Genomic DNA, 14,013 nt, shown 5'->3' on the forward strand with positions numbered 1-14,013 from the left:
GTTGCGCGGGTCGTTATGCTGGTGCAGGACGGATAAAAGACGTGCTATTGTACCGCGCCCCGCATCCATATGAGGACGACCAAACGCCGGGGGTGAGTTAAGCCGCTCCGTCCCAGAAAGCGGTCCCGCCTAGTCTTCCTGAGGCAGCAGTACGGGACCTTTTTCGGCAAAGGACATCCTCAGATCGGTGCCGACTTCCAGGGGTTCATCGACGTTGTCCTGCACGGCGAAGACTTTGCCAAATGCTCCCTCAAGCGTGTATTCCATCCGCACCCCGACGTAAGTGGCTTTGATGATCCGGGCTGCGACACCCTCGGATGCGCCCAAAACAATCCGGGAGGGGCGTATGGCCAGGGTGGCTGCACCCGCACCGAGCCCGCGGGCGGGCAGGTGGTGGCGGTAGCCTTCGATCTCTATGGTCGCCATCTCGCCGTCAACCGCCACGATCTGGCAGCCGATCAGATTGGCCTCCCCGATAAAATCCGCAACGAAACGGTCATTGGGCGCGTCATAGAGCTGGCGCGGGGTGCCAATCTGGGCGATGGCGGCGTTGCGCATCACGACGATCTGATCGGAAACGGCGAGGGCTTCTTCCTGATCATGCGTCACGTAGATCACGGTAAGCCCGAGGTCCTGCTGGATCGCGCGGATGTCCTCGCGCACCTGACGGCGCAATTTGGCATCCAGATTGGAGAGCGGTTCGTCAAACAACAGCACCTGCGGCTCCAGCACGAGCGCGCGCGCGACGGCGACACGCTGTTGTTGCCCGCCTGAAAGCTCGGACGGCAGGCGTTTGTCAAAGCCGTTGAGGCCGATAAGCTCCAGACCCTGTTGCGCGCGGGCGCGCGCCTCCTCCTTGCCGAAACCGGAAAATGTGAGCCCATACATCACGTTCTCAACCACGCTCATATGCGGAAACAGCGCGTAGGATTGAAACACCATCGACACATCCCGATCGGTCGCGGGCAGTTTCGTCACGTCCCGCTCTCCGATCAGGATGCGCCCGGAACTGGCCATCTCCAGCCCGGCAATCATGCGCAAAGTGGTGGTCTTGCCACAGCCCGAGGGGCCGAGCAACGTGACCAATGTACCCGCCTCGACATGCAGATCAATGGCATCGACCGCGATTACATCTTTGCCAAAGAGTTTGGACACGCCCTCAAAGCGAACCGGTGCCGCCTTGCTTGCGATTTTTGCCTCAGTCATGTCGATGCCTCCGTTCCATGTTGGCTCCGCCGTCCGATCTGCACGCGACCGACCAGAAATTGCAGCAGCCCAACAGCGCTCAGCATCACGAAGATCAATGTCGTGGAATAGGCGATGGCGAGGCCGTAGTCGTTATTTTCCACCCGACCGATGATGTAGCTGGTGGCCATGTCATATTCCGCCGACACCAGAAAGATGACGGCTGAAATCGCCGTCATGGCGCGCACGAAGGAATAGACGAGTGCGGCCAAAATCGCCGGTCTTAACAGTGGCAGGATCACAAGCCGGAAGGTTTGCCAGGAGTTGGCCCCAAGCGTCAGCGAGCTTTCATCCAGCGATTTGTCGAGCTGGCTCATCGAGGCGATCCCAGCGCGCACGCCCACGGGCATGTTGCGGAAGATGAAGCTGATGACGAGGATGACGCCGGTGCCGGTGATCTCGAGGGGCGGGACGTTAAAGGCGAGGATGTAGCTCACACCGATAACCGTACCGGGGATCGCGAAGGACAGCATCGTGCCGAATTCGAACGCGTTTTTACCCGCGAAATTCTGGCGGGTGAGCAGGTAGGCGGTGACAAGGCCAACTGCCGCCGTCAAGGGGGCGGCGATGGCCGCGATGGTGATTGTGGTCCAGAAACTATCCCAGGCCGCGCCGGTCCAGCGGATGCCGCTCTCCTCGAAACGCACCGAAAAAGCAGTGACATAATGCTTGAAGGTCAGCGAGTTATTAACGCCCCAAAGTTCAACCACGCTGCCGTAGATGATCATCGCGTATACAACCATGGTGAAAACCGCCCATCCCAAAGCGATGGATAATACCGGTAGGGACAGGCGCGTGGGCATCAAGGGATGCACCCCGGCATCGCCCTTGCCCGAGACGGTGGTGTAGCTTTTTTTGCCCAGCCACGCGCGTTGTGCATAAAACGCCGAGAGGGTGAAGAACAACAGCACCATCGCCAGAACCGCCGCGCGTCCCTGGTCATATTGCGCGCCGACAATAGCGAAAAATATTTCGGTCGATAGCACGTCGAAATTGCCGCCCAGAACCAGCGGGTTGCCAAAATCAGCCATGCTTTCGATGAAGCCAAGTAGGAACGCATTGGCCAGACCGGGGCGCATCAGCGGCAGCGAAACCGTACGGAAAGTCTGCCAACGGTTGGCGCGCAGGGTTTGGGCGGCTTCTTCCATGGATGGGCTGACGCCTTCGACCACGCCAATCAGCACCAGAAAAGCGATGGGGGTAAAGGCCAGCGTTTGCGCGATCAAGACGCCGGGCATGCCATAGAGCCAGCGCGTGGGTTGCACGCCAAACAGGTCGGCGAAAAAGACCGTGACGGACCCCGAGAGGCCAAAAAGCAGGATCAGGGCAAGGCCGATCACAAAGGGCGGGGTGATGATGGGCAGGACGGTCAGCGCCCGGATCGCGCGTTTATACCGGAACCCCGAGCGCGTGACGACAAGCGCAAAACACAATCCCAGAGCCGTGGTGATGAAGCCGACCATCAGCGCGAGGAACAGCGAATTCCAGGCCGCGCCGCATTTGGCACCCGTCAGGCAGCCCAGACCCCAGAGCCTGTCATCAAAGAATTTCGCGGCAAATACGGAGATGGAATAGGCTCCATCCTCGGTCACAAAGGCCGCAAAGAGCATTTTGGCGATGGGAAAGAAAACAAATACGGTAACAATGGTGATCACGCCGCCGATGGCGCTGACTACGAATACGTCGCCGTTGATCGCGCCGCGGGCCGCAATGCCTTGTGTCAGCAGAAACAGGAAGGCGGAGGCGGTGATCATCGCGCCGTACCCCATGCCGAATTGGCGATCCCCAAGCGGGCCAAATGATGCGGTGAGCCAGTCGAAATTGAACCCGCGGATGCCGATGCCGAAGCCCTGCGCGATCAGCCAGCCAAAGCCGAGCGTGCCGGATAGAAGCAGCAAGGTCGCAAACCGGGGATCGGATTTTGGGCGTCTGAGCGCAAACAATGGCAAGACCAGTGCAATCACCAGCGGGGCGAGCCAGAGCTTGGCACCCTGCGCGATCAGAAACGCCGCCGGGGCATAATCGGGGTCAAACGGATATCCCTCCCGCAGCCAGTCAAAAGACAGCAGCCCGTCCTCAAGCATATACCATGGCAAAAGGCAGTAGCCGATCCACCCGGCGATGACCCAGAAGGTCAGAACCGGATGGATCGCGCGTTCACTTGTCTGATCGGACATCACTTACTGCGCGAGCACCGAGACTTCCTCATCCCATTTCTGCAACAGACGTTTGCGCTCATCCGAGGAGCCGTATTTCTTGAAGTCATAATCAATCAGCTTGATCGTGCTCATGTCGGGCGCGCTTTCCGAGGTGGACGCGCCCTTGTTGGAGGGCACCTGAAAGGCGTTGACCTGGAGCGCGAGGTTCTGCGCTTCCGCGCTCAGCGCCCAGTCATAGAACTTCTTGGCTTCTTCCTCATTACGCGACCCGTCGATGATCGACATGGACCCGATTTCATAGCCCGTGCCCTCGCAAGGCGCGACGACTTTGATCGGGAAACCCGACACGGCCTGTGCCACCGCATCATGCATGAAAACGATGCCGACGGTGTTTTCGCCCCGGCCTGCCGCCTTGATCGGGGCAGAACCCGATTTGGTGTATTGGTTGATATTGGCATGCAGGCCTTTCATGAATTCAAAGCCTTCGTCCTCGCCAAAAATCTGCACCATCGAGGCCAGCGTTGTATAGGCCGTGCCCGACGAATTGGGGTTCGCCATCTGCACATGGCCTTTGAACTCGGGTTTCAACAGATCCTTCCAGCAGGCGGGTTCGGGCAGGTTATTCGCCGCCATCAGGTCGGTGTTATAGCCATACCCCAAAGCACCGGAATAGATGCCGATGGTGCGGTCACCGGCGCTTGTCGCCTGGTTGATCGCCCAGTCATGCAATTGATCGCGCATCGGCGAGACATAGGCCATCGTCAGGCCTTCTTCGGCCGCCTGAAGATGCGGATCACCGGTGCCGCCCCACCAGACATCGCCTTTGGGGTTAGCGGATTCCGCCTTGATCTGCGCAAAGGTCTCGCCGGAGGATTTGCGTGTCATGTTCACGTCAATCCCGCTCGCATCCTCAAAGCTGCGCGCCATCAACTGGCACCAGTCTTCCTGTGCGCTGCAATAAAAGGTCAGCTTGTCCGCCTGCGCCGCTGTCATGGACGCCGACAAGGCGATCAATGATCCCGCAACTGTGGTTGTAAAACGTTTCATTCTCACTCCTCCCAAGTGGTTCTTATGGTCCGGTTTGCCCGGTTCTGATGTGCAAGGCTTCTGAGGCGCTTGCGTCATTTCTGTTTCGTGAAATTCCTAGGTCCTGCGCAAAGGTCAGCATCGAAATGTAGTTGATGCAACAAAATAATTGTAATTCAGCCCGAAACACCACAAGGATTACCAAGAATTGGGTTGGATCGGATGTTTGTCAGAAGTGGCGTCACATGATTTTTGAGGAGGGCTTGCGTGGGGGGATTCTGGACGCCTTCGCGGGTGTCTTCTGGAAATGAAGCTGCGTGCCCCTGTTCGTTTCAGCGCTTTGGCGAACCCCTTGAGACCTGTTGGTGAGAGGTTGCGGTGCGATCCGGGCACCTTGGTCAAAAACGCCTTGATTGGGCTTCGGTCCGGTCGGTTTTTGGCGCGACTGCGGCGGCATATTTCGACGCTCACCGAACAGACAAATGCACCTCTTGTTGACCGCGACGCCACCGCGCATCGTGCCACCTCCAAACTGGAAAACCATGAAACGGTGATGATCGTGCCGGGGCCAACCAGCATCGAAGTGATAAAAAGTTTCGCCCCATCGGGATGCGTATCGAGCTTACAAATACGCGGTTGTCGGCGCGGCGGCACGGCCATTGTTGCGCGGGTTTTCAGGCGTCATGAACCGCAGCGTGGCACAGGGCACCCTGCGTCAGCTTTTGATCCCGTCACAGAAATTCGCTCGAAAGGGGTTGGCACGGGGTGGCAAATTGCGGCAGCTTTGCATGAGCTGCTTGGATGCCAAACCCAAAAGGGTCTGCTGGCATCATGGGACGCGGCCCGTGTTGATATTGGCGTTGCAGGCGCGATGCCGATGAGCACATAGTAAAACAATAAAATCCTTGGGAGGGAAAATATGACTGTTGAATTCAAATTGCTATTTGGGGCATGTGCGGTGGCGCTGATGTCCTATTCCACAACCGTGGCGGCACAGGATTGCCCGCGCGGCGATCTGGACGCACGGTTTTGCGATGTCGATGGCGACCTTGTGGCCGACACCCCCACCGACCCGGCCGATCAGGTCAATCCAGACACGCTGATCTTTGCCTATACGCCCGTCGAAGACCCCGCGGTCTATAAAGAAGCCTGGTCCGATTTTTTGACCCATCTGGAGGCGGAGACCGGCAAATCCGTGGTATTCTTCCCGGTTCAGAATAACGCGGCCCAGATCGAGGCCATGCGCTCGGGACGTCTGCACATCGCGGGCTTTAACACGGGCTCCAACCCGCTGGCGGTGAATTGTGCGGGCTTCAGCCCCTTCACGATCATGGCGTCAGAGGACGGCAATTTCGGCTATGAGATGGAGATCATAACCTATCCCGGATCGGGTATCGAATCGCCTGCCGACATCGAAGGCAAGCAGATGGCCTTTACCTCGCCCACGTCCAACTCCGGCTTCAAAGCGCCCTCTGCGATCCTCAAAGCGGAATTCGGATTGGAAGCGGAGAAGAACTTCGAGCCGGTCTATTCGGGCAAGCATGACAACTCGATCCTCGGCGTGGCCAATAAGGATTACGCGGTCGCCGCCATTGCCAATTCGGTGATGAGTCGGATGATCGAGCGCGACGTGATCACGCCCGATCAGGTCGTATCGATCTATAAATCGCAGACCTTTCCGACCACCGGTTTCGGCACAGCCCATAACCTTGCGCCGGAGTTGAAAGAATCCATTCGCAACGCCTTTTTCAACTTCGAGTGGGAAGGCACCTCGCTGAAAGCGGAGTTCGAAAAGTCCAACGAAGGGCAGTTCCTGGAGATGAATTACAAGGATTTCTGGGATGTGATCCGCAAGATCGACACGGCCAACGGCGTCAGCTACGCCTGCGAATAAAGACCGACCGGGCGGGCCTCAGTGCTCGCCCGATCCAATAATAATAGGGCAGGGGGGGACGCTTTGATGCTGCGGCTTGAGAAGCTTGTGAAGACGTATAAGACCGGGGATCAGGCGCTCAAGGCGGTCGATCTGGAAATACCAGAGGGCCAGGTGCTGGCCCTGATCGGCCCGTCCGGGGCCGGTAAATCAACGCTGATCCGCTGCATCAACAGGTTGGTGGAGCCGACGACGGGCAATGTCTATCTGGGCGATGTGGAATTGACCGGCCTGTCTTCGGGCGCGCTACGGCGCGAACGTCGCCGTATGGGCATGATCTTTCAGGAATACGCCTTGGTTGAACGGCTGAGCGTCATGGAAAACGTCCTGTCAGGGCGTTTGGGGTATGTTGGTTTCTGGCGCTCGTTTTTGCGCAGGTTCCCGCAATCGGATGTGGACGAAGCCTTCCGCTTGCTGGACCGCGTGGGTCTCGCGCATATGGCCGATAAACGTGCGGATGAGCTTTCCGGCGGGCAACGCCAGCGCGTCGGCATTTGCCGCGCCCTGATCCAGGACCCTGCCGTTTTGCTGGTGGATGAACCCACCGCCTCGCTCGATCCCAAGACCTCGCGCCAGATCATGCGGTTGATCTGCGAGCTGTGCAAGGAACGCGGGCTGGCCGCGATCATCAACATCCACGATGTCGCGCTGGCGCAGATGTTTGTGCAACGTGTGATCGGGTTGCGCTTTGGGGCGATGGTCTATGACGGCCCACCCGACGGGTTGACGCCCGATAAATTGACCGAAATCTACGGCGAAGAAGATTGGGAAGCGACCATCGAAGCCGTCGAGGACGACGAAGAGATCGAGGCTGCCCCATGAGCCTTTCCGAAACAAACCTTGAAACGCGGCTGGGACGTCCCTGGAAAAAGCCGCCCTTCATTCAACGCCGCTGGCTGCGCTGGAGCTTGATGTTGGGCTTCATCGCCTATCTGATCGCGGCCTATATGACCATCGAGGTGAATTGGTCGCGCGTCTATGAGGGGCTCGAGCGGGGCAAGCAATTCGTGCTCGCCTTCACCAGCCCGGATTTCACCACCCGCTCCAGCGATATCTATGAGGGCATGCTGGAGAGCATCATCATGACCGTCGCGGCGTCGGTTGTGGGCATCATTATCTCGATTCCCATCGCGTTGGGGGCCGCGCGCAATGTCGCCCCTTTGCCGGTCTATCTGATCTGCCGGGGCATCATCGCCGTTTCACGCGCACTTCAGGAAATCATCGTGGCAATTCTGTTGGTGGCGATCTTTGGCTTCGGCCCATTGGCGGGGTTTTTGACGCTGAGTTTTGCAACCATCGGGTTCCTGTCCAAGCTTCTGGCCGAGGACATCGAAAGCATGGACAAGGTACAGGCCGAGGCGATCAAAGCCTCCGGCGCGCGCTGGACGCAATGGATCAACTACGGCGTGCAGCCGCAGGTCATGCCGCGCCTGATCGGCCTGTCGATTTACCGCATCGACATCAATTTCCGCGAAAGCGCTATTCTGGGTCTCGTGGGCGCAGGGGGCATCGGTGCGACGCTCAACACGGCCTTTGATCGCTATGAATACGATACGGCGGCGGCCATCCTGATCATGATCATCGTGATCGTCATGGCGCTGGAATATCTGTCGGGCATCGTCCGGGCGAGGGTGCAATAATGCCGATACGTGACACAGAGGGCCAGAAGATCTGGCAACGCCGCAGCGGGCGCGAAAGCCTGTCCCATTGGGTGATGTGGCTGATTGGGGTGGCGATTTTTGCCTATTGCTGGCAGCAGATTTCAAACGCCACGACCTGGTTTTTCGTCTGGGACGCACCGCGCATCGCCGAGGATATCTGGACCCGTGCGACCCCGCCCAAGTGGAGCTACATCACGCAGCTGGGTGAGCCGATCTGGGATACGCTTAACATCGCAACGCTTGGGACCCTCATCGCGCTGGTGCTGGCCGTGCCGGTGGCTTTTCTGGCGGCGCGCAACACCACGCCGTCCACGTTGTTCATCCGTCCCATTGCCCTGCTGATCATTGTCTCGACCCGCTCCATCAACTCGCTGATCTGGGCGCTTTTGCTGATCGCCATCATCGGGCCGGGCGTGTTCGCCGGGGTCATCGCCATCGCGATCCGTTCCATCGGGTTCTGCGCAAAGCTGCTCTATGAGGCGATCGAGGAGATCGACACGACCCAGGTCGAAGCCATCACCGCTACGGGGGCCTCGCGCTGGCAGGTCATGGCTTATGGCATCATCCCGCAGATTTTGCCGGCTTTTGCCGGGATCGCGGTGTTCCGCTGGGACATTAACATTCGCGAATCGACCGTTCTGGGGTTGGTCGGAGCAGGGGGCATCGGATTGCAATTATCCTCCTCGCTGAACGTGTTGGCCTGGCCGCAGGTGTCGCTGATCTTGCTGGTGATCTTGCTGGCGGTGGTGATTTCGGAGTGGGTTTCTGCGAAAGTGCGGGGGGCTATCATCTGACGGCTTCACAGGCCTCAGGAGCCGCGCAAAGTAAAGTCGCGCATCCGCTCCGGTTTGCGAATTTGGCAGGGCACAACAAAACAAAGACTCCCGTCGGGGCCCTTATTCCTATTGTGGCATGTGCAAAATGAAAAATATCTTGCCTGATTGAACATGAGCGAGTACGAACGATAGTGACTGCTTGTGAGCGAAATACTTGATTGGACCGAATCCTGAAATGAGCGCCACCCTTATGAAACCCTCCGAAAACACCGAATTGGCCGCCGTCAGGCGGCGCAGAATTGCCGAGCAGGTGGTCGCGCGGGGTGCCATGACATTGCGCGAGCTTTGCGATCATTTCGGGGTGTCGGATGCGACGATGCGGCGAGATCTGCAAACGCTGGAGGAGGGGGGGCGCATCGCGCGTACCCATGGCGGTGCCATCAAGACCTCCAGTGTTCTGGTGGATCTTCCCAATGAGCAGCGCAAATCAATCGGTGCAGATGAAAAACGACGGATCGGGCGGGCCGCGATCAACCTGCTGCGCGGCGATGAGGTGGTGTTTCTGGATGCGGGCACCACGGCCCATGCCGTGGCGGTGGAGGCGGCCCGCAAACCTGCCTGCACCTATGTGACAACCTCGCTCGGGATCGCCAATACGCTCCAGTCGCTGGCGATCGACAAATTCTATCTGATCGGGGGCTCTTATGAGCCGATCAATGATTCATTTGCAGGCTCTTTAGCGGTCGCCGCCCTGCGCGCGCTGTCCTTTGATGTCGCTTTCATCTGCTGTTCGGCCATCGACCTTGAGAGCAGATCCATCAGTGTCGCCAGCGAGGCCTACAGCCAGGTCCAGAAGGAAGTCATGAGTATTTCGCGCAAAAACTACGTCATTGCCGACGCCAGTAAATTCAGGTCGAGCGCCTTCATGCGCACGGCCACATTTTCGCAGATATCAGGCGTCATCACCAATCGTGAACTCGGCCAGGACAGCCTTGATGTGCTGCGCGAAACCGATCTTGACCTGGTGCTCGCATGAGCGCGCCTGGTGTGTCGCTAGAAGTTTGCAACCTGCGTAAAAGCTGGGGTGCGACGGATGTGTTGATGGGGGTTGATTTTGACATTCAGGCCGGGGGGTTTCTGACGTTGTTGGGGCCGTCGGGATGTGGCAAGAGCACGGCGCTCAAGCTGATCTCCGGACTTGAGGACGTATCAGATGGCCAGATTTTGATCGCCGGGCAGGATGTCACGGCCAAGCCCGCCGCCGAGCGCAACCTGGGCATGGTGTTTCAGAACTACGCCTTGTTTCCGCATATGAGCGTGGCGGAAAACATCATTTATGGCCTCAAGGTCCGCAAAATCCCGAAGGCCACGCAAATAGCTTCCCTAAAGCGGGTGGCGGAGTTGATGGCTTTGAGTAAGCTGCTGGATCGCAAGCCTGCGCAGCTTTCCGGCGGGCAGCAACAACGCGTGGCCTTGGCCCGTGTTCTCGTCTCAGAGCGCCCGCTGGTGTTGATGGATGAACCGCTGTCCAATCTTGACGCCAAACTGCGCGTCGAAATTCGCAGCGAAATTCGCTCGCTCAACAAACGGCTGGGTATCACTGTCGTCTATGTAACCCACGATCAGAGCGAGGCCCTGTCCATGTCGGATAAGGTTGTGTTGATGAGCGATGGCAATGCGGTTCAAATCGGCACGCCCAAAGATCTCTATGATCGGCCAGCCAACACCTTTGCCGCGAGCTTCATTGGGACGCCACCGATGAACCTGTTGGCGGCCTCGGATGTGGCCTTGCCGGGATGGGTGGCAGATGACGCGACGGGAGAGCAAAGGGATGTCCTGGTCGGCGTGCGCCCGGAAGCCATGACGTTGGACGGGCAGGGCGCGGATTTTCGCGTGCCCTGTAAGGTTGCCAGCGTGGAATATGAGGGCAGCGTTTTTCTGGTGCATTTACAGTCACAATCTGGTGCGCCCTTCATTGTGGCGCATCACGGTGCCGATGAGCCTGAACCGGGACAGGAACTCGATGTCGGATGGGCCAATGATGCCGCGCATCTTTTTTCCAAAGCGTCGGGGCAACGCATTTCGAACAGGTAAACCTAATCGGCGACGTGCCGAAACAAGATCACTCAATCGGGGAGGAGACCCAAATGACGATCACCACAAACTTCGCAGCCTCTTGCTGCACGGCGGCTTTGTTCAGCCTCAGCGCAACCGCTCTTTCAGCAGCTGATCTGGAGTTCTACTTTCCGGTCGGCGTGAATGCACCGGCGGTTGAAACCATTCAGGCGCTGACGGATGAATGGGCCGCGCAGAACCCACAGCACAGCGTTAAGGCCGTCTATGCCGGGAACTACGAGGAAACCACCACAAAGGCCCTGACCGCCGCCAACGCAGGACAACCCCCGCAAGTCGCGGTGTTATTGTCCATCGATCTGTTTACCCTGGTGGAGGAGGACGTGATCGTCGCGATTTCAGATATCGCCAATACGCCTGAAGATCAGGCGTGGATCGACGGGTTTTATGATGGTTTCATGAAGGATGCCGAGTTTGAGGGCAAGACCTACGCGATCCCCTTCCAGCGCTCAACGCCGGTTTACTATTACAACAAGGATGCGTTCCGCGCTGCCGGTCTGGACCCGGAGGCCCCGCCCACGACATGGGATGAAATGATTGATATGGGCAAGAAACTGACCCTCAAGGATGACAATGGCAATGTCACCCAATGGGGGACGCGCATCCCAACGCTTGGTCTTGGCGGCGCATGGTTGTTTGGCGGTTTGGTTGTGTCCAAGGGCGATGTTTTGACCACCGAAACGGGTATTGAGGCGCGGATTGACACACCGGCGACGCAGGCTTCGCTTGAATTCCTGCTCGATCTGTCAAAGGAGGGGGTCATGGCACCTGGCGGTATTTCCTGGGGCGATACGCCCAAGGCATTCCTGGAAGGGCAGACCGCGTCCATGTGGACCTCCACGGGTAATCTGGCCTTTGTCGAGGAGAACGCAACCTTTGACTGGGGCGTTGGTTTTCTGCCGGGGGGTGACGGACCGGGTGCGCCTATTGGGGGCGGTAATTTCTACATCTTCAAGGACACCACCGGGGAGGAGCGCGAAGCCGCATTGGACTTTATCAAGTTCATGACATCGCCTGAAAACGCCGCCAAATGGAGCATTGCCACGGGCTATGTCGCACCGCGCGCGGATGCCTGGGAAACGCCTGAGATGAAAGCCTATGCCGAGCGATTGCCGCAGGCTCTGGTCGCGCTTGATCAGTTGCAATATGCCGAGCGCGAGTTCGCCACGTTCCAGCGCGCCAAGGTGACGCAATATCTGGTGGAGGCCATTGAAAGCGTTGTGACCGGCAATGCCGAGCCGGCTGACGCCCTCAAGGCGGCGCAGGAAGGTGCCGATGACGTGCTGAAAGACTACCGCTGAGCGACACAGCGTGCGGCCCTGCGCGTGATATGACGCGCGCGGGGCATCAGTCAAACCAGAGAGGGACGGATTTGTGAACAAGCGATTGCCACTCGGGCTTGGCCTGATCTTGCTGGTTTTTCCCTGCGTTTTGCTGGTGGCCTTTACCCATTATCCGGCCGCGCGCGCGCTGATGAATTCCTTCTGGAACAACGCCAGTTCACGACGCCCCTCAAAGTTCGTCGGCGTCGAGAATTACCAGACGCTTCTGGAAGACGACCGCCTGATGCAGGTGATGCTCAACAGCACGCTTTATGCATTGGGGACGATCCCGCTGGCCATCGGGCTAGCGATTGGCATGGCGCTATTGGTCAATGCGAAACTCCCCGGCACCTCGCTGATGCGCCTGTCGTTTTTTATGCCCACCATGTTGCCGATGATCGCCGTGGCCAATATCTGGCTGTTTTTCTATGCGCCCGGCATTGGCCTGGCCTCCCAGATCCTCGGTCTTTTCGGCCTGCCGCCGATCAATTTCCTGGGCAGCACCGAAACCTCGCTGCTCTCCATGATGTTCGTGGCGGTCTGGAAAGAGGCGGGGCTCTTCATGATCTTCTATCTCGCCGCCCTTCAAGCGGTGCCTACCACCCTCAAGGACGCCGCCCGGCTTGAAGGCGCGGGGCCGGTGCGCGTCTTTTTCGATGTGGTGATGCCGCTTTTGCGCCCCACGACCATCTTTGTGGCCGTCAACGCGCTGATCAATGCCTTTCGTCTGGTGGATCATGTGATCGTCATGACGCGGGGCGGGCCGAATAATTCCAGTGCCTTGCTGCTTTATTACATCTATGAGGTTACGTTTTCCCAGCGTGATTTTGCCTATGGCGCGACGCTCACGGTGTTGATGGTCTGCCTGCTGGGGATCTTGGCGGCCGTGCAATATTGGGTGCTCAACAGAAAGGCGCATTACCAATGACAAAAGGCCTCGACAGAATCCTATGGACCACATTCGGGTTGGTTTTTGCGGCCATCTGGGGCTTGCCCTTTCTCTACTCCGTATGGACCGCCTTTCACGATGAAATCTATTCGGCCAATTTCGTCTGGAACGCACCGCTCACTTTGGAAAATTTCGTTGAAGCATGGCAGGCAGCACCCTTCGCGCTCTATTTCCTCAATACGTTCATCCTGATCAGCATCGTTCTGGCGGCCAATCTGATCCTCTGCACGCTGGTGGCCTATGCCTTTGTGCGCTACCGGTTTCGGTGGTCGGGGTATCTTTTTGCGCTGATCATGGTGCAACTTCTGATCTCGCCCGAAATCCTGATCGTGGAGAATTACCTGACCCTGTCGCGGATCGGGATGATCGACACGATCCTCGGCATCGCGCTGCCCTATCTGACTTCGGCTTTCGGCATTTTCCTGCTGCGCCAGACATTTATGACGGTGCCTGTGTCGCTGGATGAGGCGGCCCAGATCGAAGGGGCCGGTGCCTGGCGGGTGCTTTGGAACATCTATGTCCCGCTGGCCAAACCGGTGTATTTGGCTTATGGGCTCGTCTCGATCAGCTTTCATTGGAACAATTTTCTGTGGCCGTTGATCGTCACGAATTCGCCCGAAGTGCGCCCTGTGACTGTGGGTCTGAGTGTCTTTGCCACGGTGGAGAGCGGTGTCGAATGGTCCCTGGTCAATGCGGCAACGCTGATGACCACGGCCCCGCTGATTATTGCTTTTGTGATATTCCAACGCCAGTTTGTCGCGAATTTCATGCGCGCAGGGATTAAGTGAATTTCATGCGCGTGGCGTCAA

At 58.1% G+C, this 14,013-nt stretch carries 12 protein-coding genes; 9 read left to right on the forward strand and 3 right to left on the reverse strand.

Features of this window, described 5'->3' with window-relative positions; all coding sequences use genetic code 11:
- Positions 1-129: 129 nt before the first annotated feature.
- From ROLI_RS08825 to ROLI_RS08835, 3 genes are read right to left on the reverse strand one after another with little or no spacing between them, the layout of a single operon-like run.
- A complete protein-coding gene (locus ROLI_RS08825) occupies positions 130-1,206 on the reverse strand; it encodes an ABC transporter ATP-binding protein (protein ID WP_187429867.1) in 1,077 nt (358 codons plus the stop codon).
- Positions 1,203-3,422 (reverse strand): iron ABC transporter permease, encoded by a 2,220-nt coding sequence (locus ROLI_RS08830; RefSeq protein WP_187429868.1) that lies wholly within the window; start codon positions 3,420-3,422, stop codon positions 1,203-1,205. Before ROLI_RS08830 ends, ROLI_RS08825 begins: the two co-directional genes overlap by 4 nt.
- 3 nt (positions 3,423-3,425) lie before the next feature.
- Positions 3,426-4,451: an ABC transporter substrate-binding protein gene (locus ROLI_RS08835; protein WP_187429869.1), complete on the reverse strand. Its 1,026-nt coding sequence runs from the start codon at positions 4,449-4,451 to the stop codon at positions 3,426-3,428.
- 898 nt (positions 4,452-5,349) lie between these two features.
- On the opposite strand from ROLI_RS08835, the gene phnD reads away from it, so the two are divergent.
- From phnD to ROLI_RS08880, 9 genes are all read left to right on the forward strand, one after another.
- On the forward strand, positions 5,350-6,324 hold the full coding sequence (gene phnD, locus ROLI_RS08840) for a phosphate/phosphite/phosphonate ABC transporter substrate-binding protein (protein ID WP_187429871.1): 975 nt from the start codon (positions 5,350-5,352) through the stop codon (positions 6,322-6,324).
- A 66-nt stretch (positions 6,325-6,390) separates the two neighbouring features.
- The gene (gene phnC / locus ROLI_RS08845) at positions 6,391-7,185 is read left to right on the forward strand and encodes a phosphonate ABC transporter ATP-binding protein (RefSeq protein ID WP_187429872.1); all 795 of its coding nucleotides are present in this window, start codon (positions 6,391-6,393) and stop codon (positions 7,183-7,185) included.
- The gene (gene phnE, locus ROLI_RS08850) at positions 7,182-8,003 is read left to right on the forward strand and encodes a phosphonate ABC transporter, permease protein PhnE (protein ID WP_187429873.1); all 822 of its coding nucleotides are present in this window, start codon (positions 7,182-7,184) and stop codon (positions 8,001-8,003) included. The genes phnC and phnE (ROLI_RS08850) overlap by 4 nt, the downstream gene beginning before the upstream one ends.
- On the forward strand, positions 8,003-8,818 hold the full coding sequence (phnE, locus tag ROLI_RS08855; protein ID WP_187429874.1) for a phosphonate ABC transporter, permease protein PhnE: 816 nt from the start codon (positions 8,003-8,005) through the stop codon (positions 8,816-8,818). Before phnE (ROLI_RS08850) ends, phnE (ROLI_RS08855) begins: the two co-directional genes overlap by 1 nt.
- 217 nt (positions 8,819-9,035) lie before the next feature.
- Positions 9,036-9,836: a DeoR/GlpR family DNA-binding transcription regulator gene (locus ROLI_RS08860; protein WP_262386491.1), complete on the forward strand. Its 801-nt coding sequence runs from the start codon at positions 9,036-9,038 to the stop codon at positions 9,834-9,836.
- Positions 9,833-10,894 (forward strand): ABC transporter ATP-binding protein, encoded by a 1,062-nt coding sequence (locus tag ROLI_RS08865; protein WP_187429875.1) that lies wholly within the window; start codon positions 9,833-9,835, stop codon positions 10,892-10,894. Before ROLI_RS08860 ends, ROLI_RS08865 begins: the two co-directional genes overlap by 4 nt.
- A 53-nt stretch (positions 10,895-10,947) precedes the next feature.
- On the forward strand, positions 10,948-12,234 hold the full coding sequence (locus ROLI_RS08870; protein ID WP_187429876.1) for an ABC transporter substrate-binding protein: 1,287 nt from the start codon (positions 10,948-10,950) through the stop codon (positions 12,232-12,234).
- 73 nt (positions 12,235-12,307) lie between these two features.
- Positions 12,308-13,183, forward strand: coding sequence for a carbohydrate ABC transporter permease (locus ROLI_RS08875; protein ID WP_187429877.1), 876 nt, complete (start codon positions 12,308-12,310; stop codon positions 13,181-13,183).
- Positions 13,180-13,992 (forward strand): carbohydrate ABC transporter permease, encoded by an 813-nt coding sequence (locus ROLI_RS08880; RefSeq protein ID WP_187429878.1) that lies wholly within the window; start codon positions 13,180-13,182, stop codon positions 13,990-13,992. The genes ROLI_RS08875 and ROLI_RS08880 overlap by 4 nt, the downstream gene beginning before the upstream one ends.
- The last annotated feature ends 21 nt before the right edge of the window (positions 13,993-14,013 follow it).

The sequence above is a fragment of the Roseobacter fucihabitans genome, assembly GCF_014337925.2.
Taxonomy (GTDB): domain Bacteria; phylum Pseudomonadota; class Alphaproteobacteria; order Rhodobacterales; family Rhodobacteraceae; genus Roseobacter; species Roseobacter fucihabitans.